We start from the raw sequence: 20476 nt of genomic DNA on the forward strand, positions 1-20476 counted from the left end.
GATATCTTTAGAGAGGAGCCCCCATTTTAGCTTTAAGGTAAATGTCAGATCAAAGTGTGTACTTTGCGCGTACTTTGATCAATTTAAGCCTGCGCCATATTTCCGCGGTTTTATACCCCTGTCAACATGTGCGAACCATTTTCTTAATATGATTTCTCTCTTATAGTGTTTATAAGTCTTTGGCAGGAGCTTTTCCTCTTCCTCTGTAATAGAAAAGCCTAATTCTATCCAACTTTCAATTTCCTTTTCGTTATTCACATTGTATGGTTTATCTCTTTCATCTACATATTTATAACCCTCATGTTCATAAAAAATTCTTAATGCATCAATAATGGTTGTTTTTCCTGCATTGTTAGCACCAACTAGTAGAGTGTAATCAGAAGGATTAAACTTTATTCTATTTATAGTGCGAAAATTCTGTATTTCAATTCTAATTAATTTCATATTAGTCCATTAATAAATTCTTTTGATGTCTCTTATCAAACTGCATTTATAATTTTAGGGTTTGAATTGAAAATTATAGACTATTTAATTTTGCATATGACCTTTTATTCATTACTTAGGAATATGCAAAGAAAATACTCTACGTGATGGACGCAAGGTTAAGGACACTAAACACCAGCGATTAAGGATTAATTTATAAGTAGTTACATATGACCTGAATCAATAGAACGGAGGATCTGCGCTCATCTTATGTCAAAATTTCATTCCTTAAGATAAGGCGAACATCATGCGTTCAAAATCATGTGTTTTTGGTATTCAATAAACCCATTTGATCTTGACCTTACTCAAAAAGATTGCCCTTAGTTAATTTTACAATAGTATAAAATTCTTTTTTCTTTAGATTGGCGGTAATAAAAGGATATTGTGTCGTCGACATTTGAGGTGTTATGTCATAATATTTTCCGTCGGGTGCTTTGATTACGGAATGAGCAACAAATTTCCCAATCATATCAAAGTATAACCATCCATGAACAGCATAGTATCCTGGAATGTTTCTAGTTATGGTAAATACGTTTTGGTGACACAAATTTGGTTGAGGATTCCAATCTCCAATTGATACACACCTTAATGGGACATAAAAAGCCTCTTTTTTTCTTTTTACTAATTCATTTTTATAATTAATAAGTTCGTATTTTTTTTTTAGAAGCAATTCAATAAAATTTAGTTTATTCTTTCTAAATTGAACTTTTGCAGAATTTTTTTTGATTTTGCGATTTTGCTTTTTTTGATTGTCTTGTTTTCTACCCATCTATCTCTCCAAAGCCTTTAGGAAGGTCTTTATATTACTGGTTGAGATATTTATAAAGTGTAGTCTTTCCTACACCAACCATCTTACAAATGGACTGAATTGAATGTTTTTTATTAGCATAAAGCGTTTTAACTAGCTCTTTTTGTTCATCATTGAGCTTTTCTGGCCTCCCTCCTTGTCGTCCCCTAGCTCTTGCAGCTTCAAGTCCTGCAAGAGTACGCTCTTTTATTAAATTACGTTCAAACTCAGAAAGGGCACCAAATACATGAAACATAAATTTTCCAGAAGGAGTTTCAGTATTAATAGCTTCTGTTACACTATGAAAACCAATTCCCTTTTCTTCCAACTTACTTACATAAGAAATAAGGTGTTTGAGAGATCGCCCTAACCTATCCAATCGCCAAACAACTAAAACATCTCCTTCTCTAAGAAAATTTTCGACTTTTTCTAATCCAGGGCGTTCGGATACTGATCCACTAATTTTATCCGTAAAAATTTGTTCACATCCTGCTTTCTTTAACTCATCAAGTTGCAAGTCTAAATTTTGTTCATGTGTAGAAACTCTGGCATACCCTACTCTCATTATTATTCCTTTTGTTCAGAAAAACTAAAAGAATAGATTAAAATGAACTTTGATTAATGTATAGAGTTTTCGAACTAGTTTTTGCAGTGAATTACAAATTTTTGAGCATTAATTTCGGGCGTCCACAAACCCATCATTTTACGAACCATGTAATCTATCGATGAAATGCGTCTTTGAATATAGGATTAAGTTAATCTTTTATTTATATGTAAGGAGCGTGAGGAAGCATCTAGCGTGACAAGACTACCAATTGGTAAAACACAGTTATTCACTCCATGACTATATGGAAAATTTTTAAGACAAGGAATTTTAAAACAAGATGCCCATTCATTAATAACGTCATCAATAGTTCCCTCTGTCTCGTCTTTCGAAATACAATTCTCAAATTGACCAAATACAATCCCTGAAACCTGGGCTAATATTCCTGCCAAATGTAAATGAGAAATCATTCTATCTATATTATAAGGTTCTGTTGCTACGTCTTCTAATAATAAAATTTTATTTTTAAAATCAGGCTGATAAGGTGTCCCTATTAGGGAGGTAATCAGTGATAAATTCCCACCAACCAACTCACCTTTAATTTTACCTGAATGAATCATCTCTCCACCTTGAACGGTATAATCTTCATTAAATATGCACGATAAAAATGTCTTTTCTAATAACGGATTAAACGGGAGAGTTAGTGTATATCCGCTGTAGGAAATTAAGCCTGTTCTTTTAAGAATTCCTAATTGTAAAGCTGTGGTATCGCTGAACCCAACAAGAATTTTCGGGTTATTCGATATAATAGGATAATCAAGCAAGGGTAAAATTCGTTGTGAGCCCTGCCCTCCTCTACTCACAATAATAGCTTTGACTTCAGGGTCTTTAAAAAAATCCATTATATCTTTTGCGCGATGTTCATCGCTTCCAGCTAAAAATCTATCCTCTTCTTTAAAATGAGATCCAAATGCTATCTTAAATCCCAGATCTTGGAGATAATTAATCCCTTCATCAATTGATTTTGCTCTCAACGGACTCGAAGGAGAAACGACTCCAATGGTATCTCCTTTTTTTAAAGGCTTTGGATAAATAATTCTCATAGATACATAAATTGCCACTGTATTAGATTTGTATTTTAATATGAATTTTGTACTATAAACCATATCAAAAGATATATTCTTCTTAGGTTTTGTCGTCACATTTACGATTTTTATCACTTCACTTATCCGAAAAACAGCGGCTTGTCCGAGGAAATCCCAATTCATGAAGATTTGAAAATACTCTTCTCTAATTGTGGTGAAGCCACGATGAATCAATAGTAAAAAATCAATTCTATATCAATTAATTATATGCAAAGGGGGCACTTTTATTACGAACTACTAGCTCTCTCATTGAGCTATTTCCTTCTAATTGATTTGAATTGTCATATACCTTATTATCTCGTCTCGAAATCAAATCCAGAGTATAAAATAAATGCAAAATGCAAGAAAATATTTAGCTATAGCGCTAATCACGCTGACTCCTAGCCTATCTTTTGCGACTCTAAAAAAATTTACTAACAGAGATTGCGCCGCTTTAGCAATGCCTAAAACAGTCTTATTAGTTCATGCCTCATGGTGCTCACACTGCAAGGCTTTCTTGCCAGTTTATGAACTAGTCTCTGATAAAGAAAAATACAAAGATTGGATTTTCTATCAAATGGTAAATGATAAGTTTGTAAATGTTTGTGGTACTGCTATTAAGGGTGTTCCTGTCACTTTTAAAAATAATATGAAAAACAATATTATGGGAAACAGAACGCAATCAGCTCTGGAAGAATTTTTAGATTCGAATGCATAATGAATGCGCTAAGTTCCTGAGCAGTTTGGGGGAATCATTTTCCCCAACAGCAACTCAATAAAAAAACATCAAACAAACCAATGGCGGTCAGGCCCCGAACTGTGAATTATGCTATAGTTTCGTAAATTCACAACTCAAGACCTGACCCCGTAAGTTTCAGAACCGCATCGATTTGTTTAAATTTCATTATGGCTACTTTTAGTAAAAAAGAGCCGGCAGGTAAATTTATAATCATAGGTGATTTCACTAAAATCATTTGAGCAAGAATAAATTCAGTTTGCCAATTTATCTTGACATATAACCTCGGTGCGTTCTTAAGGCGTAACCAAGGTTTTATTTACAGTATGAAAAACAACGTAGCCACTTTTAAAATCATGTGATGGAGTTAATATTTGTTTAATAATTTTCAAGTATAATCAAAAATTACTTTAATTGTGCTTTTTTAGGCCTTATAAGTAATGAATGAGAAACTTGAGACTCTCTCTGAAATGAAACTGACAGTGGATGTATCTTCTGCCTTCGATAATTGTTTCTTTCATGATTATGCCCTCTACTTATTATCGAATAAGTTACCTTTGCCAAAAGATTTATTTCACTTTAAATCTCTTTTGTCTCATAAGAGCCCAGCTGAAAAACTACACCATTTCTTTTCAGATCCTAGTGCGTTAAACCTATTTTCCTCATTAGCACCCCAGGTAGAAGACGAGTCCCCTACTTACATTTTTGAAAAAACCTTGGTGCTAGGCGTTTTATTAAGAGAATGGTTTGCCACACAATTAGTCGCTAATTCAGAACATAAAATAAAGATGCTAAAGGGAGACAGGGGTGTATTAAATGCGTTTAAAAGCTATAAGGAATATAGAGAATATATGCCTAAAGAAGATTTATATTCAGGAGAGTTTGGACTGTTATATGAGTCTAATGCCGCTTTTTTAGAGCATTTTGTTAACCGTGCTCAAGATGAAGACAAAAAATCACCTTTTGAAAAGTATTTTTCTGACTCACAATCAGCTGAAGAGGCAATTAGGAATTATTGGATTGATGAGGGATACGAATTATATTGTCAACGTATAGCTCAACTTTACATTAAACTTTCCCCTTTAGAGATCATGCCGATGATGAAAATCATCGATCAATCATTAACCATATATTACACCAATGGTAGCTCCATACTTGCCGAGTATATCGGTACGGATGAAAAACGTCCTGAATTTAAAATAGCTTTTGATGCTCAACAAGGTCATTATTCTCTTTTCAAAACCAAAGAGACTCAGGCTGATTTGGAAGAATATCAAAGAAGTTATACTCAATATAAAGCTGACCGCAAAGCTCTCCTTCACGGCGACACCCTGCCTGTAACCTCTATATTAGTTAGAGTAATTTGTCCGAAAGGTCTTCTGGATGAAGAACCTTTGGATGTTTTGCTTAAACTCCTTTCAGAACAAACGGAAAAGCAAAGTAATGTTGTATTGTCCAATCAAACCGCACCAAACTACAGTTTCTTAATGCGAGTAGGAGTATCCATGGTAGGTACTACTGCGACAGTAGCTACTTTGTTTGGAATTGCAATTCAAACCAATCAATATGATCAGGGGGCTAGCTTGATGGAAGAGGCCTTTCTAACGCTTGGTTTTTCTACTCTCACGGGTTTGGGCTATGGATTATATAATTTTTTTCAATCCCAGCCGACAATTAAAGCTCCCAAAGACAAAGAATCAGAAATAGAACTGGATCCCTCGGGTTCACCGCATCCAAAATTAAGTTAATTTGGCCGAGCTACACATTGTCTCTTGCGTTCCTCTCTGCCGGCTCCGATACCCTAAACCAGCCCTCTCTAGTTCTAGCTTATCTGTCTTAAAATATCATCCATATATTTATTGGTATCAATCAATTTAATCCATAGGTAAGGACTGGCAATTATTTAGATCTACAGAGCTCAATACTGAATCCATATAATTGATGACATTAAGGTTGGGTCTTTTCGACCCAACAATCAGGTATTCTCAATCCCCTCTTTTTGCTCCTCAATCCAGGCTAAAAATGCCTCACGATCCACATCAGACAGGCTTCTAAATTTATTCTTGACTGATTCAATAGGTGGTAGCTGCTTCCTAGGGGTTGGTGCGGGCAATACATCTTTTAACGCTACTTCGCCTTGCACGACTTTATTGTATGTCTCTTGATCGTTATTCCTCAGCTTAAGAAGCTGGCCATCATTTGATTTAGACCGTGACGGCAAATAGGTGATTGTTTCCTCAATATCGGGATTTGTGTGTTTACTATCTAATGCAAATAAATTTTTATCTAACTCTTTAATTGGAATTTTATTTTTCCTAGCATAAGTCCTGACGGAGCCATCAACTTCATTCAGAACATCACCCCATTCAACGGCATGCTGGCCATGAATATCCATAGCACACTTTAAGAGCCATAACCTGTGATTATTGGTAATACTTAAACCAGAAGATGATTGGGTCAGTGCATACTCTCCGAAGTTTTTATAGTTTTTCTCTTTCCAAACTTCATGTTCTATAATTTGCTCAATGATTTTCGGCAGTTTTTGAAATACAAGATACTGTGCTTCCAAAATACATTGATTGGCTTGTGTATGAATGTCTTCTTCGGATAATTTCACTGAATCCGTGTTGTTACTTGGTGTTTCTACAAAATTGTCCATCGCAATCCTATTTCTTTAAATTTATCAGGGCATCATTAACAAAATATCCACAGTTCCCGCTAAAACTGGTGGTTAGTTCTCAAATAGAGAATATAGCCACTAAGAACATCTCTTCTATTAAAATCAATTTTCACTCATTTGACAAACTTCTAATAATGAGGATTTTATTCAATACAAATTTAAAAAGTAATACTTTATTTAATTCGATAATCAATTAAATTCTGGGTCCCTTTGATTCAATTACCCTAATCTTAATTTTGGACTTTGGGGAATAATCCCATAATCCGCTTTGCTCCATTTTCCTACCATATAAAAAAATTGTATAACCAAGATACAAATTTTCAATTTCATTTTTTATTGTCTCATCGGTAGGATACGGAGCGATCATTTTGTACTGTCCAACGTTGCATCTCGCGGAGCATTCATATCTCCCTTGAGCGATGACTGTCCATAATGGGAACTTCTAAATATTACGTTATGGAAAAAATAACAATGACTGCATTGAAATTAGAAATTTTAAAAAAAAGAGCAAAAATTGAAAATAGCTTTACAAAAGAAGCTCATCATCAGAAACAAATACTACAAGAGATTCAAGAGGAACTCGAGCTCGAGAAAAAAAAGCTATCCCGTAAAGATCGCCTCGCATTAGAGGATGTCTTTTTCTGGGGAACGTTCACAAAGGAGTCCGAGCGGTTATCTCATGCGCTCGTAACAAAAGCAGTATTATATTGTAAGCTCAGAAAAATACTGGAAGAGTTAAACCACTTCATCGATGATCACTTTTATCGAGAACTCGGCATCAAGGAAACGTTAAGTAAAAAAGAAATCGAGCGCATCTTATGCGATTTTTTCAGAGATGTTGATGACGCAATTGAACTTATCAAGGATAATCGATCATTATATGAGTTCGGAGTGGATTTTTTAAAATCAGCCCTTAATATTGTTTGTTATGTATTGTCGTTTACCGCACACCCTGGATTCTTTAGTACATCAGCACAACCATTGTATGAAACCAAATCGAGCGTCATAAAACTCATCAATTTAAAAAATGAATTAGCTCAATTATCCAACCTTGATGCAAAAGATGATGAAGATTTACAGACATCACTAAATACAGGAAAGAAATTCTGAATTGTCGGGCAACCAATTGCCCTACTCTAATCCCGCGCTTTCGAATAAGACCAATGGGGTCAAGCCTTGAATTTTGAATTTAAAAAGCTACATGATTTTTTAACTATTTTACTTACACGGAAATAATGGCCAATTCAAAAATTCAAGGCATGACCCCACTTGTTGCAGGTTTTCGTTAACTAAGCTGATCTTAAACCTTATTTATGGCCTCATTTCAATAATACAAATTCCTGTTACCTTAGCACCTATTTACAAAAGAACTTTGGAAATCCATTTTCATATTCGGCGTTATTTCTTTTAAAAGTTATTTATTCCTTGCTCACCCATTGCTTCCATTTGACGAAATGAAAGATGCAACCATGAGGGCATATCTTTTGCACTAACGGCATATGGAAATGCTGATTTTATTTCCGTCAAGGAAAGATTAGGGTTATCTAACAAATATTGTTGTAAGTTGTATATATACTCTTTCGCCTGATCATTGCTTTCAGGTGTAAAACGGGGAGCATATTGTGACACAGGCCTCATCTGATTAAGATTAAATAAAATTTCTAAAATTTTAACTACAATTTCTGACATATCGAATATTCCTGTGTAAAAGCCTATTTCCGCACAATATTGACTGTTGACACTAATGGTTATGCCCGATCTCCTTAATTGTTCAAATTAAACAAGTTTATGAATACAACAATCTCTCCCTGACCAATGGGGTCAGGCCTTGAATTTTGAATTCAATGATTTCTGAGTGTGTGGCTTCAATTCAAAACTCAAGGCCTAACCCCATTAGTTGTTTCAATTTTATTTATTCATTTTTCTACCTATTTTTAATATAAGCAGTTAACTTGAGCAGAACCCGTAGAGGTCACATGAGAAACTAATCATCGCCTGATACTATACATAAAATAGCAAGTAGCAAGACTGAGACATTTTTCCCCAACAATTTTAAGTTCTTGCCAGAGAGAGTAGCTTAATCCCGACAATTCATTAATAAAATATAGAGAAAAAAGACATTACTTTAAACCAAAGAATTTACTGATAATCGCAATGAATTCTCTTCAAAGCTACATCTGCTAAATCTATTGCCATTTGAAAAGTATCTCCTTCGGTTATAACAGCACACAACAAATTGTCATATCCTTGTGGCGGAACCTTAACAAACTCATTGACCTGTCGCAGAAGTTTAAAATCTCTTACTCCAGGTTGATTGCTCATTTCCTCAGTATGTTTCCAATCCATAACGATACCATTCTTGGTCGCAAATAAATTTCGTTCACATGCGAATTTATTTTTAGTTGCTTTTAACTCAATAGCTTCGCCAAGTGCGGTTTGAATGCTCGCTTTAGCCAAATCAATTCCTGATGCTAATGGAACAAGATGACTTGAAACAAAGCCCCCTGCCATTCGTGAGTTAACTTCAACAATTTTGGGGCCTTCTTTGGTTAATATAACCTCCACATGAAAAGCACAGTTGTTGATTCCCACAGCATCAATAGCCTGTTCAACGACGTTATAAATTGCAGAACACATATCTGTCTCGTAAGGAAAACAATGCATCCATTCTGTAAAACCAGGTTTTTCTACGAATTTTTTGGTTATCCCTGCAAAATGTATTTTGGATTGATTAATGATTCCTTCAACACTTACCTCTTGTCCCTTCATAAATTCCTCAGCAATATACTCATCAGTATACAACCAATAAGATACACGTTCACAGGTACTCATCAGTGTAAATGCATCTTCAAGTTCCGCTTGAGTATTTAATTTAAAAACAGCGACACTTGTTGATGCAGCTACTGGTTTGAATATTAATGGGAACCCGATATTATTTGCAGCATTTTGCAAATCTTGGAATGTTTTTACAAATTGAAATTTTGGATGGGGAACCCCGCTTCTCCTCAAAGCTTCTCGCATTTTGTATTTATGTTTCACTGTAGTTGCCGCTGTAAGTGAGCTACCTGGCAATTTAAATTCTTCAGCGATTGCAGCAACCAATTCAACACTTTTATCTAGTATGGTAATTACACCATCAAAAGGTGTCTCTTTATACTCTTCCTTTAAAACAGAAATAGTCTCACCAAAATTGGTAGTATCAGCCTGGATAAATTTATCAATTATATCTTTTGCCCAATCAGGTAAATTAGGAGCTACCAAAAAAACCTTAACCCCTAGTTTCTTCGCGGCTTCTATTTTTACTAGATTATGTTCATCAGAAACATTCACAAATAAAATCGATCTTCTCATATTTACTCCGTGTTATTAGACTTCTTTTGAAACTCGCTGTAGTAAACAAAATAGGAGGAAATGCAGAACCCGAGTGTATACAACAAAGTACTTGAGGATTCGAGCACCGTATCGACAAGAAACCTGCGCTACAGTAGAGTTTCGAAAAAAGTCTATAAAATGTTCTTCCCTAATGATTGCTCATAAGGTCTGGGTTTTCTGCATTCACCTAAATAAACAAAAAAATATGAAATCAATGACAGAAGTCCAATGATGATAAAAAGAATCTGCCCCCCAAAAAATTCAAGAATCGCTCCGCCTAAAATAGGGCCAAAAGACAAACCTAATTCTCTAAAGGCTAATGCTCCAAAATAAGAACCTTTCAAATGCAATGGAGCCATATCATCAACAAACAAGAATGCAAAAGGAAATATGAACAGCTCACCTACAGTGATAATTAAAATAGAGTAATAGAAGTAGCTTGCTTTATTGCCACAGCAAGAAAAACCCACACAACCAAGAAAAAATAGAAAGCATCCATAAAAAATAGCTTGATGCTTTGGTATTCCTTTACATAAAAGAAAAATAGGCACTTGCCCAATCAGGACAAACAATGCATTTAATGCAATCGTTAAGGAATAAATCCGTGGACCATCGTTGAATTGCTGAGATATGTATTGGGCTAATGTTGAATCAATTTGCGAATAGCATAAGGCAAATACAATGTTAAAAAGAATAAAATTTAATAACCTACGATCTAAAGAAATAACGCGCAAAGTAGCCGATAACGAGACATTACTCTCTTTTTTTCTAGCAAATTGTTTTTGTTCTTTTAGCAGAATGATATATAAAAAACAGCCAAAACCAACATAAATTAAACCCGCGATGTAAAATGCAATGGAAGATAAAGTTACACCTAAATATACTGCTAATAGAGGACCTAATACAGCGCCAATATTCATTGCTGAATAACGTAAATGAAAAAATAATTCTCGATGTTCTTTGTCAACTAATTCGCTGAGTAATGCAAGCGCTGCAGGTTGAAAAAAAGAAGAAAATAAACCAAACATCCCATTTAGAATGCTGATCATTATTAATTGAAGATAGCGAGAATTAATTTGACAGCTCAAACCTATTAATATGAAGATACACGCCGATGTGAAAATCGAAATATATAATAAAGGAATTCGTCCATATCTATCTGATAATTGCCCACCAATAAAACCACCAAATATTGAACAAAAGGGAGCAATTCCACAAACCAGACCACTTATCCATAACGAAACATGAGTGTTATAATTAAGAAATAAGATTAAAAAAGGAAGACACATAAATTTTGCTATATTCACGCAAACAATGCCTGAGAGTAAACACCAAATCAGCTTTAAATTAGGGCTAGAAAATCTCATCATTATTCCCCTAATTAAGCCATTCAATTTTTGTTAAAATTGCATTTACATGTATTTCAATCGTATCAAACAGTGGAAAATTAACATCTGTTTTAGAGATCAATAGAGGAAGTTCTGTACAACCAAGAATCACCCCATCTAAATGGTAACTCGAAGCTAATTTATTAATAATATTTAGAACAGTCTTTTTCGATATATCCGTGACAATACCATGACATAGTTCATGATAAATGATCTGATGAAGTAACTCCCGATCATAAGCATCGGGAATTACAACTTGCAGTCCTTTTTTAAGCAATTTATTTTTATAAAAATCTTGCTCCATTGTATAACGAGTGCCAATTAAACCCACTTTCTTTGCACCCAAATAATGTAAATAATCACCGGTTGCATCAATAATGTTAATTAACTTTTTATGAATCGTTGCATCCAGTTGATTCGCCAGCTTATTCGTAGTATTGGAACAGATTGCGATTACATCTGAACCTGCTTTATCAAGCAAAATCACTTTTTCTTGAAGCAATCTTAACTCCATTACTTCATTTTGTTTTTTTTGATGCTCAAGAATCTCTTCAAAATCAAAACTATATAATACTATCTTGGCTGAATGATTTTTCCCTTTTTCTTTATTGATAGTTACATTAAGTCGCTTATAGTACTCCATTGTAGAAGCCCAACTTACGCCGCCCAGTAAACCAATGCACTTCATGCTGCACCTCGCAAATCCATTTCCTCACTAAACTGAATTGTTTTATTCTTCCTGTTTAAGCTATTTTTATAGGTCATCTGAATAAAATCAGACATAGAGATATTAATTTCTTTGAGCATTTTTGGGAAAAAGCTGGCGTAGCTTAATCCGGGTAATGAATTTACTTCAAGGAAATAAATCTTCCCTTCTGAAACAATAAAATCAAGGCGAAACATATTTTCAAACATCAAATCAGAAAAAATTCGTTTTGAAATATCGGCTATTTGAGTTGTAAATTTATTATAAGATTGGGGAATAATTCGTTCACTCACTCCAAACTTACATAATTTTTCTCGACGTCCAAAAAATCTATTTCGGGTTCGCACCAATATTAGAGGCAGCACTTCGATGTTACTCAGAATTTCGATACAGCCACAAGAATATTCTTCACCTGGAATATACTTTTGCACCAAAGCAATATTATCGACTTTTAAAATGTCAATGATTAAGCTTGAAGCATCATTAATTGATTTCTCATTAAGCACCATACGCTCAGTGAACATACTTGTGCCAAGTGAATTAGGCTTAATCACTATTTCTTGGTTATAAAAAGGCAATAATTTTTCCTTTATACTCGACATATCTGTATCTCTAATAGACACCATCGGTATTGGCTCTAATTGTGGATACATTGATTCAATGTATTTTGAGCAGTGAAATTTACTTTTAGTTAGGCTAGAGGAAAGCACTGAGCCAAAAGAATTTTTTATATCTAATATCTTTCCTAAACCCTGAACATGTCCGTCCTCACCAAATTGTCCATATAATAAAGAAAATATGTATTCGTTATTTTTTTTAATTTGTTGGAGGGCTTCGATAATTGATAACGGGGCTCTTTTGCTCGTCATGTAGTAGTCAGGATCTTTGTCAAAATTAAATGGTTTTCTAATCACAAATCCTTTTTCAGTTATATAGTAGACATATTGATAGAAGTCTTTATTTTTTGCTTCACACTGCAATTCAGAATAAATGCTGTGAAAAGTTCTCAAAGAAAGATCTCGTTCTACTGAAACACCACCAAAGATAAGACTAATTTTTGGATTTACAGTATTGTCCATAATAATTCTCCAATTGATGCAAATAGTTATCTTGAAGATAACAATTTAGTTTTAATATTTTTGTTATTTGAATTTTTTGATCACATTAATTTATAAACAATGTATTAGGTAATTCCTGGTCTGAATGACTATGGATGGTGTTATCTTCATTCATAAAAATAACTTTGGGGATATGATTTGATACCTGATGTTCATTAAGGTTGCAGTAACAAATGATTATAATCTTATCACCTTCGTGAACAAGCCTTGCAGCAGCTCCATTCACACAAATTTCACCACTTCCTTTACGCCCTTTTATTACATAAGTTTCAAATCGAGAACCATTATTGATATTCACAATTTGAACTTTTTCATTTTCTTGGATATCTGTTTCTAATAGTAGATTTTCATCAATCGTAATACTGCCTATGTAATTCAGATTTGCCTGAGTTATTGTCGCTCGATGAATTTTTGCTTTTAACATTGTAACTAACATGATTGCTCCTTTTTATTATTAATTCCTTATCGCCGAGAAATTTAGTCGTAATTGAATTATGAAAAAATTCTTTTTTTTGCATGTAAATTTTTAATGGAAAATAATAGTCTTACTGATGTTTTTATAGACATTTTAGTTAAACTTATCTTGACAGTTCTATTTTTAGAAAATTAGAATGCAACATTTTTTTAAGGTCATGTACGAAGGGAATTGTATTAATGTTTACGGCCATTGATGAACGAAAGGGATTAGTAAAAGTATGTTGGACTGATGTTCGTCTGCGAGTTACAGAAATAGAACCAGTCTTTGCAGCTATTATAGATGAGTTAAGCCCAGATCAATCATATCCTCTTTATTTAGCATATTATCCATATGGTGCAACTGATGCAGATACACAAAGCTCGCTTTTCCCTAATACCAATGGTGGATATTATCGGATAACTGATCCTAATGTGCCAAAAGATATAATTCACCACCTTGGATATAGTGCAAATAACACACCCCTGGGAATAGTTCTTGATAAAGAAATTGAATGTTATATTGATCTGAAAAATGACAACATTACCATCCCCTGGCTTATCTATAAACCCGGAGATATATTTCCTCTTTCTACTGTGTTAAGTAAGGTTAATGATAGAGTTTATGCTCCTAACGGCCTATTGTCATCTACTGCGGGTGTGAGATCTACATTTATGCTTCCCAACATTGGTGCGACAATAAACCATTCAAATTTACAACGTGATTTTAATGTTAAAAGTCGGGTACCAAAATCGCTGTATGAGCATTGGCAAGTTTTTCGGGAAATAGCTAATAGCAAAGTAATCAACTCAGACTGGCGTTGTTGTGTAATGTATTTTTCGGAAAAATGGTTAATTAGTTTACATAACGACATTAAATGGAAAATTTTAAAGCAGTATTTACATGAGTTAGCATGGTATCGATATGAATATGAAAGAAATCGAGTCTTTTATGATATTACATTTTCAATCATACAAAAAAATCGAAATTTGAAACCTAACCCGTATTTAACTGATACAGCTAAACATTTATTTGCGACAGCTCTGGGCGCTGCACCTGGATATGTACCATCAATAGATAATAGAGCTTTACCTGTAGATGTCTTGCAGCAGGTTTTTATAGAGTCATATGGCTTGAGAAAATATATTCCAACAATCATGCAACCAAAACACTTTAATTTTGAGGAAGATTCTTTTCCCATATATTACTCGTTACAGCATCCAGCTACCCATGTGTTTTCACCTAGATCAAGACAGGTTACAAGCACAATTTATGAGATGCGTGAATTAGAGCATATAATGAGGATTTTTATCCACGAATTGTCAAAAGATAATGCCTTATCCTCTGATACAATTATTGGAAAAATAGCAAAGTTTGTTGAGTTTAACTACTTTCATAATACTCAAGACATACACAATGTCATGCAAAGTTCACTTGAAATATTAAATATTGATAGTCGATTTAATAATTCAGACTTCACAAAAGAACAACAAGGAGCTATCTTTGCTGCAGACGCTTCATTCTTACGAGGTTGTGTCAGCATTAAAACGGCTAAAATACCAGCACAGCAGAAAGCAAAATACTCCAATGATTGTGCTACAATACCATAATATATTTCCACCAAAATATTGATAAATAAAGCTTCCTAGCCAAGGACCAACTACATTACTAATAGCAAAAGTAGATTGAAAAAGACCTAAACCTTGTCCTTTTCTCTTATTATCGCTGTTTTCATAACATATCAGTTGAGCGGTAGATATAAATAGCATTTCACCTGTTGTCCAAACAATACAAGATAGAATAGCCACTGAAAATATGAAGGAAAAACGTAAGATCAACATTCCTAAGCCCATGAGTAAAGCACCTAGCCCAGTAATTAGTAGTTTATTTTGTTTACTTACTAATACGGTCAGTGGCGCTTGGAACATCACAATTAAAGCAGTATCTAAAAGAAATAAGATACTAACCGCCATCACATTTAATTCGGGAAATGACTCTTGAACATATAATGGATAAGTGGAGCTCAATTGTGCAATAATAAGCCCTATAAGAAAAACGCAGGAGAGAATTAATATATTAATTTTAGTGGCTGTATTTGTTTTATTTGGATGGAGCTCTACAGTTCTTTGTTCTGAAATGAGATTGGTTATATTGCCTTGTAATATTAGATAAATTGCTGAAACAAATAATATTAAACTTGATAAGCCCAAAAGAATAGTAAAACCATATGCTCCGACACCAGCAATAAAAATACCTGATAACCCCAACCCTAAATTTGCTGCCACATGAGAAATACTGATGGTTCTATATCGTAAATCCAAATCATTGGCGCATAAATTTAGCAAACCCATGTTATTTGATATTTTAAAACTATATGCAGATATCCCAAGTAGCAACAGATCAAGCATTAAGCTAGGGGTGGAATGCAAATACATTAAAAGAAAAAAACTAGCAGATTGAATGCAAAGACTGATGATTGAAACAACATATGGGGTAGTTTTGTCGGAGAGTTTACCTCCCACAATACCACCGATCATGGTACCTAAACCATAACAAGAAAGAAGTAGTCCAACATTTGAAATGTTTAGTTTTTGGTCATTCACAAAATACAACGATAGAAAAAAACAAATGCCTATGGTTGATGCATTGATACAAATTAAGCTTATTTTCTGCCAACAAAATTTAGGTAGTCCCAAATAATTTTCCGAGTATTCTTTGATAAAAGTTATAAAATAGTTGTACATTTTTATACTAGTTCAAGGGCCTTTAAAATGGTTTGATCACAAGCAGTAATTTTAGCAGGCGGTATATATAAAGTTGAAAGATTTGACAATTGAATATCAGACAAATATTTTAATTGAGTTTGTGTGATCACGGGTTCAAATCCAGGATATTGCGCCGCCTCGTAAATAATGATCCTATCTGTAACTTCATAATATTTTGTTAAATAATCGAGTAGCAATAAAATTCCCACTTTCTTATTGTTTGTTGTTTCATGATTTAGAATTCCCACAGCATTAATTTGCCAAAGAATTAAATGAGAGCTTATATCAAATTGGCGCTGATGAATCAGAAAATCGCTAGCTTCAAATGATTGACACCCTGATGAACCAGGATCAACTAACAAATCAGCAAAAAGACAGGCTTCCGCTGAAATTGCAGGTAGAATTTTTGCATAATATCCTTTTTCCTTTGCTTTCTTTACAGCATCTAAACCGGGTTTAGCATATACACTAGGATGTCCATAAAGAACAAAGCATACATGTTTATTTTGATATAAATTTTCTAAAACATAATCTGTTATCAGGGAATAGGAATCAGCGCGATTTGGGCATGAAAAATATACTTGATCTAAGGACTCTGTATATTGATTTTGCTGTTGGATCCACAATTTTAGGATAGGATCATTTACTAGATAAAGTACAACATCAGATTGTTTAATATACGCAATTACCTCTTTCGTCATATGGGCAAAAAATTTAATACCACAACCAACAACAATTAATGAAGCTTTATCTGACATATCATACATTAAATCTATATTTCGAAAATTGTAGTTCGATCAGCGAAAGCTACACTCTCATTTAAATTATTTTTTAAAGATACAGCATCGTTATAAATAAAAGCGTTTTTAATTGTTGAAGGTTTATCCTTTAATAATGTGTCAAGATTGATTTTATGATGGGCTGTAGTAGCTAATTGCTCTAGAAGCGTTATGATACTCATGACTTAACTCCCTTCAAGTTTAAATTAAGCTAAAGCATACCATATTGATTACTCAAGTTTAAGTAAGATAAAATAATCATTAAATGAAATCCATTATTTATTTAATATTTTTTCTTTTTAAGATCGCTCTTTATTCACACTAAACATAATTCTACTATTTCTGTTTTTTCCCAATAAAATTGCATCACATATCGAGCATCAAACATCCTATTCCTCACGACTACTCAACTCCTTACCGCCATCTTTGCTTTTCGAAATGAAGCAATTTAGATATGGCGCGACTAACAATCAAAGAATGAATTGTTCTAAAAAATTGTACTGATACTGAGATACTTCTTGACAAAATTGTTTCATTTGATTCACTTACTCAGAAAGCGTCTCCCCAGTTTCTTCCCGTTTTTGCGGGTAAAATCTTTCATTTTCAAATTACATTATGCCTTATATAAGAAATCCACAAATAATCATAATTTTATAAGCATTCTAGCGAATAAAAACTTATCTGGATTCGAGTGTCTTGATGATTCATCAATGTAGGTGCCTCAATTTATTCTCTTCAACCCCTAAAGAGAAATGTACCTTAAAGGTCGGAGCCCATAATTTTTCATCATAGACGTATTATTTTTTTGCTTTATAGATATTTTATCGATTATTTGATGAGGCGACTTGGGTAATATATAATCACAAACGCTAAATTATTAGCACCAAAAAACAGGGCAATATTCTCGAAATAGGGACTTATATTAGAGGCTACAAATGACTACTGAAACAACACAAGTTAAACCCAATTATGTCATTCATATAATCTATGCCGCGGCATTTGTATTGGCAGTACAGATAGTCGTTGTTTATCTTATATGGAACAAAATTCAAATAAATAATGAGATAAAGGCAAATGAAGAGAAAACCCGGCATGAGCAGGAAGCGCAAGCATTTAAAGAAAAAGAGCGAACCCTAATCGTTTCAACGTGTCAAAAACTTGTCTCTAACTTGCATAAAAAATCATTGACGGAAGCGTGTATTACTCAAAATAATACGAGTATGAAACGATATAAAAATTGTTTAAATGAAGCTAAAAACTGGGTTGACTATAATGCTTATTATCCTCAACAAAAAAATGAACTCTATACTTATGAAGTAAATGAATGTAAAAGACGATACAGCATGAGCTCAAAGTCTAATTCAAATTGTGTTTTACCTAAATCGATAGCAAGTAAAATAAACGCTGATTTTAATAAAATGCAACAAAGTTGTAATAATGTAACCTAGCACATTTACGCCAACTATGTGTCATTCCCGCACAGGCGGGAATGACACCATATTAAAATTTAACCCATCATGACTCGAAGATACCTTAGGTTAAATGACCCACTCTAGCTCCAAAATCAGACTGTTCGCGCTAAATTGATTAGGATAATTATTAGATTGGAGAGAATACTACTTCTCTGTTTTCTTCATTTTGTTTCGTTTTTTGAAGTGCTTGATTTAAGTTATTTGTTTGCGCCAGCGTTATATTATAAGGTATTGGTTGCTTTTGGGCATTCCAAAGCTCAAAATTATCACCAAATACAAACTTACTTTTCTGGGCAAGCATCTTTTGAATCGTCGTGCCAGGGAATAGATTAAGAATACCATCTCGGTTAAATCCCACAGTTTTTCCATACGCTAAATCCGCTTTTGTTTCTATATTTTTATAGAGCTCGCTGGTCGAAACTACTTGATAAGCCGTACTATCAATATCAAAAGAAACAATCTCCCCCTCAAGTTCTTCAGCTAGAGCGATTTTCTCATCATCCAATTCATTAGCAACATCACGATTTTTTCGGAAATCCCCAAAATTACCCAGGACAATGTGGCATACATCCTTAGCACCCACAGGTAAAGTAGCCGTTACAAACTGGTCTTTAAACTCTTCACCAGCAATTTTAATGGAAGGAAATTCTGTCTTGCATGCATTGAAAGCACTTGCCAATGTTGAAATTTCGTGGTCACCAATTTGAGTAATTTCGAGAGACAAAAAATAATCATTTGGAAGTTGTTTTTTTACCCAAGCATCTTTTCGCCCTTCAGTTTTCTGTAAGTGAATCGTTCCTGTTATTTTCATGAGTTCTCCTTTTTCTTGTTACAATTAATTTACCTGCTGGCATAATTCAGGAAAGGCGCGGCGATACTAACATATGATTATTTAAGAACAAAACGACTGACTTACAACTCGTATTTGAAGTAAAACTATAAGTTTTCAGCAAAACTAAAAAATCAAAGTTAAACCTAAATTTCTAACTCAATATTTATATTTCGTCTTCCAATATTTTGTGCAAATCGCAGCATGTAGCCATCAGGATCTAATACTATAAATTGACGATTACAAATTTCCTTGTTACCTGCTCGATACCATTTATCTTCAATAGGTAAAAAAATATTGGCCCCTAACAATATGCAACGCTCATATAATTCATCAACTTTTTTTGTTTTAATTTCCAGGTTTATCCCTCTGCCAAAAGGAGGCTCCATGGGAGCTGATATCCATGTTCTTTTGGTTATGGTTTTCGAGGTATCCGCTATTTCATCCAACATAATCCGTGAACCTTGACGTTCGAGCATGGCGAATCCCTCTTCAAGTCGCTCATATTGAATTTTAAATCCGAGCGTTTCGATATAAAAAGAAAGGCTGGATTTAATATTGGAGCAGCAGAGTTCTGGCGTCAATAATGTGGTCAACTGTTTGCGTGTCATACCTATCTCGCTTAATGGTGAGAGGGGACCGAATATCCTCTATTACAGATTATTCCGCACCCAGAAAATCCATTTTTCCTATTTCCAGACCGTTATGACGCAAAATGTCGTAGGCAGTTGTCACATGAAAATAAAAATTGGGTATTACAAAACTTAGCACATAGTCCTGGCCGGTAAAATGAATGTCTTTACCCCGAGCTTTCAATACAATTTGGCGATCCTCACAGCCATTGAATTTGTCTTTGTTGATGCTTTTTAAAAATTGTATCGTTTTCGTTATGCGCTCGTGTAATTCTGCAAAAGTAGTTTCTGTATCTGCATAAGAAGGTATTTCCATTTCCGCCAGACGAGCACCACAGCCTTTAGCCGTATCTGAAGCAATTTGTATTTGCCGAGCAAGTGCAAACATATCCGGAGCCAGACGTGCATTAATTAAAACAGCCGGATCGATTTTTTTTGCTTCCGCATACTGTGATGCTTTAGCAAGAATAGATAATAAATTATTTAACATGCGGATAAAAACAGGAATAGTAACTTGATACATTGATAAAGCCATTATTTATTTCCTTATTTAGTTTATAAGTAACACGTGGATCACCTAGTTCAAACTGCATCTTATTGATTTATA

22 protein-coding genes are annotated in these 20476 nt (G+C 34.0%); 5 read left to right on the forward strand and 17 right to left on the reverse strand.

The window, feature by feature from the left end; all coding sequences use genetic code 11:
• Positions 1-78: 78 nt before the first annotated feature.
• The 4 genes from ACWTEW_RS16780 to ACWTEW_RS16795 all read right to left on the reverse strand — a co-directional run bounded on the left by ACWTEW_RS16780 (position 79) and on the right by ACWTEW_RS16795 (position 3034).
• Positions 79-444 (reverse strand): AAA family ATPase, encoded by a 366-nt coding sequence (locus ACWTEW_RS16780; RefSeq protein ID WP_454782807.1) that lies wholly within the window; start codon positions 442-444, stop codon positions 79-81.
• Between the two features lie 340 nt (positions 445-784).
• Positions 785-1252 carry a hypothetical protein gene (locus ACWTEW_RS16785; protein ID WP_454782808.1) on the reverse strand — a complete coding sequence of 156 codons (468 nt, stop codon included), beginning with the start codon at positions 1250-1252 and terminating at the stop codon, positions 785-787.
• A gap of 34 nt (positions 1253-1286) precedes the next feature.
• Positions 1287-1835, reverse strand: coding sequence for a recombinase family protein (locus tag ACWTEW_RS16790; RefSeq protein ID WP_454782809.1), 549 nt, complete (start codon positions 1833-1835; stop codon positions 1287-1289).
• A 185-nt stretch (positions 1836-2020) separates the two neighbouring features.
• Positions 2021-3034 carry a S66 peptidase family protein gene (locus tag ACWTEW_RS16795; RefSeq protein ID WP_454782810.1) on the reverse strand — a complete coding sequence of 338 codons (1014 nt, stop codon included), beginning with the start codon at positions 3032-3034 and terminating at the stop codon, positions 2021-2023.
• A 256-nt stretch (positions 3035-3290) separates the two neighbouring features.
• Between ACWTEW_RS16795 and ACWTEW_RS16800 the strand changes: the two genes are divergently transcribed.
• Both ACWTEW_RS16800 and ceg23 read left to right on the forward strand, forming a co-directional pair.
• Entirely contained in the window at positions 3291-3656 is a 366-nt protein-coding gene (locus ACWTEW_RS16800; protein ID WP_454782811.1) for a thioredoxin domain-containing protein, read from the forward strand.
• A 458-nt stretch (positions 3657-4114) separates the two neighbouring features.
• Positions 4115-5422, forward strand: a complete 1308-nt coding sequence (ceg23, locus tag ACWTEW_RS16805) for a Dot/Icm T4SS effector Ceg23 (RefSeq protein ID WP_454782812.1) — start codon at positions 4115-4117, stop codon at positions 5420-5422.
• Positions 5423-5649: 227 nt separating this feature from the next.
• Here ceg23 and ACWTEW_RS16810 read toward each other — a convergent pair whose 3' ends face one another.
• The gene (locus tag ACWTEW_RS16810) at positions 5650-6333 is read right to left on the reverse strand and encodes a hypothetical protein (protein ID WP_454782813.1); all 684 of its coding nucleotides are present in this window, start codon (positions 6331-6333) and stop codon (positions 5650-5652) included.
• Positions 6334-6825: 492 nt separating this feature from the next.
• On the opposite strand from ACWTEW_RS16810, the gene ACWTEW_RS16815 reads away from it, so the two are divergent.
• Positions 6826-7464, forward strand: a complete 639-nt coding sequence (locus tag ACWTEW_RS16815) for a hypothetical protein (RefSeq protein WP_454782814.1) — start codon at positions 6826-6828, stop codon at positions 7462-7464.
• Between the two features lie 297 nt (positions 7465-7761).
• Here ACWTEW_RS16815 and ACWTEW_RS16820 read toward each other — a convergent pair whose 3' ends face one another.
• The 6 genes from ACWTEW_RS16820 to panD all read right to left on the reverse strand — a co-directional run bounded on the left by ACWTEW_RS16820 (position 7762) and on the right by panD (position 13374).
• Positions 7762-8043, reverse strand: a complete 282-nt coding sequence (locus tag ACWTEW_RS16820; protein ID WP_454782815.1) for a hypothetical protein — start codon at positions 8041-8043, stop codon at positions 7762-7764.
• A 450-nt stretch (positions 8044-8493) separates the two neighbouring features.
• Positions 8494-9705: an ATP-grasp domain-containing protein gene (locus ACWTEW_RS16825; RefSeq protein ID WP_454782816.1), complete on the reverse strand. Its 1212-nt coding sequence runs from the start codon at positions 9703-9705 to the stop codon at positions 8494-8496.
• Positions 9706-9857: 152 nt separating this feature from the next.
• Positions 9858-11096, reverse strand: a complete 1239-nt coding sequence (locus ACWTEW_RS16830; protein WP_454782817.1) for an MFS transporter — start codon at positions 11094-11096, stop codon at positions 9858-9860.
• 7 nt (positions 11097-11103) lie between these two features.
• Entirely contained in the window at positions 11104-11802 is a 699-nt protein-coding gene (locus ACWTEW_RS16835; protein WP_454782818.1) for an aspartate/glutamate racemase family protein, read from the reverse strand.
• Positions 11799-12899, reverse strand: coding sequence for an ATP-grasp domain-containing protein (locus ACWTEW_RS16840; protein ID WP_454782819.1), 1101 nt, complete (start codon positions 12897-12899; stop codon positions 11799-11801). Before ACWTEW_RS16840 ends, ACWTEW_RS16835 begins: the two co-directional genes overlap by 4 nt.
• 85 nt (positions 12900-12984) lie before the next feature.
• Complete coding sequence (gene panD, locus ACWTEW_RS16845; protein WP_454782820.1) at positions 12985-13374, reverse strand: aspartate 1-decarboxylase; 390 nt, start codon at positions 13372-13374, stop codon at positions 12985-12987.
• 218 nt (positions 13375-13592) lie between these two features.
• On the opposite strand from panD, the gene ACWTEW_RS16850 reads away from it, so the two are divergent.
• Positions 13593-15002 carry a hypothetical protein gene (locus ACWTEW_RS16850; RefSeq protein ID WP_454782821.1) on the forward strand — a complete coding sequence of 470 codons (1410 nt, stop codon included), beginning with the start codon at positions 13593-13595 and terminating at the stop codon, positions 15000-15002.
• Here ACWTEW_RS16850 and ACWTEW_RS16855 read toward each other — a convergent pair.
• The 3 genes from ACWTEW_RS16855 to ACWTEW_RS16865 are packed head-to-tail and all read right to left on the reverse strand — an operon-like array spanning position 14916 to position 17118.
• Positions 14916-16136: an MFS transporter gene (locus ACWTEW_RS16855; protein WP_483099570.1), complete on the reverse strand. Its 1221-nt coding sequence runs from the start codon at positions 16134-16136 to the stop codon at positions 14916-14918. The genes ACWTEW_RS16850 and ACWTEW_RS16855 overlap by 87 nt on opposite strands.
• A 2-nt stretch (positions 16137-16138) precedes the next feature.
• Positions 16139-16915 carry an SAM-dependent methyltransferase gene (locus ACWTEW_RS16860; protein ID WP_454782823.1) on the reverse strand — a complete coding sequence of 259 codons (777 nt, stop codon included), beginning with the start codon at positions 16913-16915 and terminating at the stop codon, positions 16139-16141.
• Between the two features lie 14 nt (positions 16916-16929).
• Positions 16930-17118 (reverse strand): hypothetical protein, encoded by a 189-nt coding sequence (locus ACWTEW_RS16865; protein WP_454782824.1) that lies wholly within the window; start codon positions 17116-17118, stop codon positions 16930-16932.
• Between the two features lie 753 nt (positions 17119-17871).
• Between ACWTEW_RS16865 and ACWTEW_RS16870 the strand changes: the two genes are divergently transcribed.
• Positions 17872-18384, forward strand: a complete 513-nt coding sequence (locus ACWTEW_RS16870; RefSeq protein WP_454782825.1) for a hypothetical protein — start codon at positions 17872-17874, stop codon at positions 18382-18384.
• A 151-nt stretch (positions 18385-18535) separates the two neighbouring features.
• Here the strand turns inward: ACWTEW_RS16870 and ACWTEW_RS16875 are convergent, their stop codons facing one another.
• From ACWTEW_RS16875 to ACWTEW_RS16885, 3 genes are all read right to left on the reverse strand, one after another.
• Positions 18536-19219: a hypothetical protein gene (locus ACWTEW_RS16875; protein WP_454782826.1), complete on the reverse strand. Its 684-nt coding sequence runs from the start codon at positions 19217-19219 to the stop codon at positions 18536-18538.
• Positions 19220-19383: 164 nt separating this feature from the next.
• A complete protein-coding gene (locus ACWTEW_RS16880; RefSeq protein ID WP_454782827.1) occupies positions 19384-19848 on the reverse strand; it encodes a bleomycin resistance protein in 465 nt (154 codons plus the stop codon).
• 49 nt (positions 19849-19897) lie between these two features.
• Positions 19898-20404, reverse strand: a complete 507-nt coding sequence (locus ACWTEW_RS16885) for a DUF1993 domain-containing protein (RefSeq protein WP_454782828.1) — start codon at positions 20402-20404, stop codon at positions 19898-19900.
• Positions 20405-20476: the final 72 nt, after the last annotated feature.

Source organism: Legionella stuttgartensis (assembly GCF_977063405.2).

Coding starts and splice junctions, on each gene's coding strand:
- ACWTEW_RS16815 (WP_454782814.1), top strand. CDS start 6,826: ATGACTGCATTGAAATTAGAAATTTTAAAAAAAAGAGCAAAAATTGAA.
- ACWTEW_RS16875 (WP_454782826.1), bottom strand. CDS start 19,219: ATGAAAATAACAGGAACGATTCACTTACAGAAAACTGAAGGGCGAAAA.
- ACWTEW_RS16785 (WP_454782808.1), bottom strand. CDS start 1,252: ATGGGTAGAAAACAAGACAATCAAAAAAAGCAAAATCGCAAAATCAAA.
- ACWTEW_RS16850 (WP_454782821.1), top strand. CDS start 13,593: ATGTTTACGGCCATTGATGAACGAAAGGGATTAGTAAAAGTATGTTGG.
- ACWTEW_RS16855 (WP_483099570.1), bottom strand. CDS start 16,136: ATGTACAACTATTTTATAACTTTTATCAAAGAATACTCGGAAAATTAT.
- ACWTEW_RS16880 (WP_454782827.1), bottom strand. CDS start 19,848: ATGACACGCAAACAGTTGACCACATTATTGACGCCAGAACTCTGCTGC.
- ACWTEW_RS16840 (WP_454782819.1), bottom strand. CDS start 12,899: ATGGACAATACTGTAAATCCAAAAATTAGTCTTATCTTTGGTGGTGTT.
- ACWTEW_RS16835 (WP_454782818.1), bottom strand. CDS start 11,802: ATGAAGTGCATTGGTTTACTGGGCGGCGTAAGTTGGGCTTCTACAATG.
- ACWTEW_RS16870 (WP_454782825.1), top strand. CDS start 17,872: ATGACTACTGAAACAACACAAGTTAAACCCAATTATGTCATTCATATA.
- ACWTEW_RS16800 (WP_454782811.1), top strand. CDS start 3,291: ATGCAAAATGCAAGAAAATATTTAGCTATAGCGCTAATCACGCTGACT.
- ceg23 (WP_454782812.1), top strand. CDS start 4,115: ATGAATGAGAAACTTGAGACTCTCTCTGAAATGAAACTGACAGTGGAT.
- ACWTEW_RS16865 (WP_454782824.1), bottom strand. CDS start 17,118: ATGAGTATCATAACGCTTCTAGAGCAATTAGCTACTACAGCCCATCAT.
- ACWTEW_RS16885 (WP_454782828.1), bottom strand. CDS start 20,404: ATGGCTTTATCAATGTATCAAGTTACTATTCCTGTTTTTATCCGCATG.
- ACWTEW_RS16825 (WP_454782816.1), bottom strand. CDS start 9,705: ATGAGAAGATCGATTTTATTTGTGAATGTTTCTGATGAACATAATCTA.
- ACWTEW_RS16810 (WP_454782813.1), bottom strand. CDS start 6,333: ATGGACAATTTTGTAGAAACACCAAGTAACAACACGGATTCAGTGAAA.
- ACWTEW_RS16780 (WP_454782807.1), bottom strand. CDS start 444: ATGAAATTAATTAGAATTGAAATACAGAATTTTCGCACTATAAATAGA.
- ACWTEW_RS16790 (WP_454782809.1), bottom strand. CDS start 1,835: ATGAGAGTAGGGTATGCCAGAGTTTCTACACATGAACAAAATTTAGAC.
- ACWTEW_RS16860 (WP_454782823.1), bottom strand. CDS start 16,915: ATGTCAGATAAAGCTTCATTAATTGTTGTTGGTTGTGGTATTAAATTT.
- ACWTEW_RS16830 (WP_454782817.1), bottom strand. CDS start 11,096: ATGATGAGATTTTCTAGCCCTAATTTAAAGCTGATTTGGTGTTTACTC.
- ACWTEW_RS16820 (WP_454782815.1), bottom strand. CDS start 8,043: ATGTCAGAAATTGTAGTTAAAATTTTAGAAATTTTATTTAATCTTAAT.
- panD (WP_454782820.1), bottom strand. CDS start 13,374: ATGTTAGTTACAATGTTAAAAGCAAAAATTCATCGAGCGACAATAACT.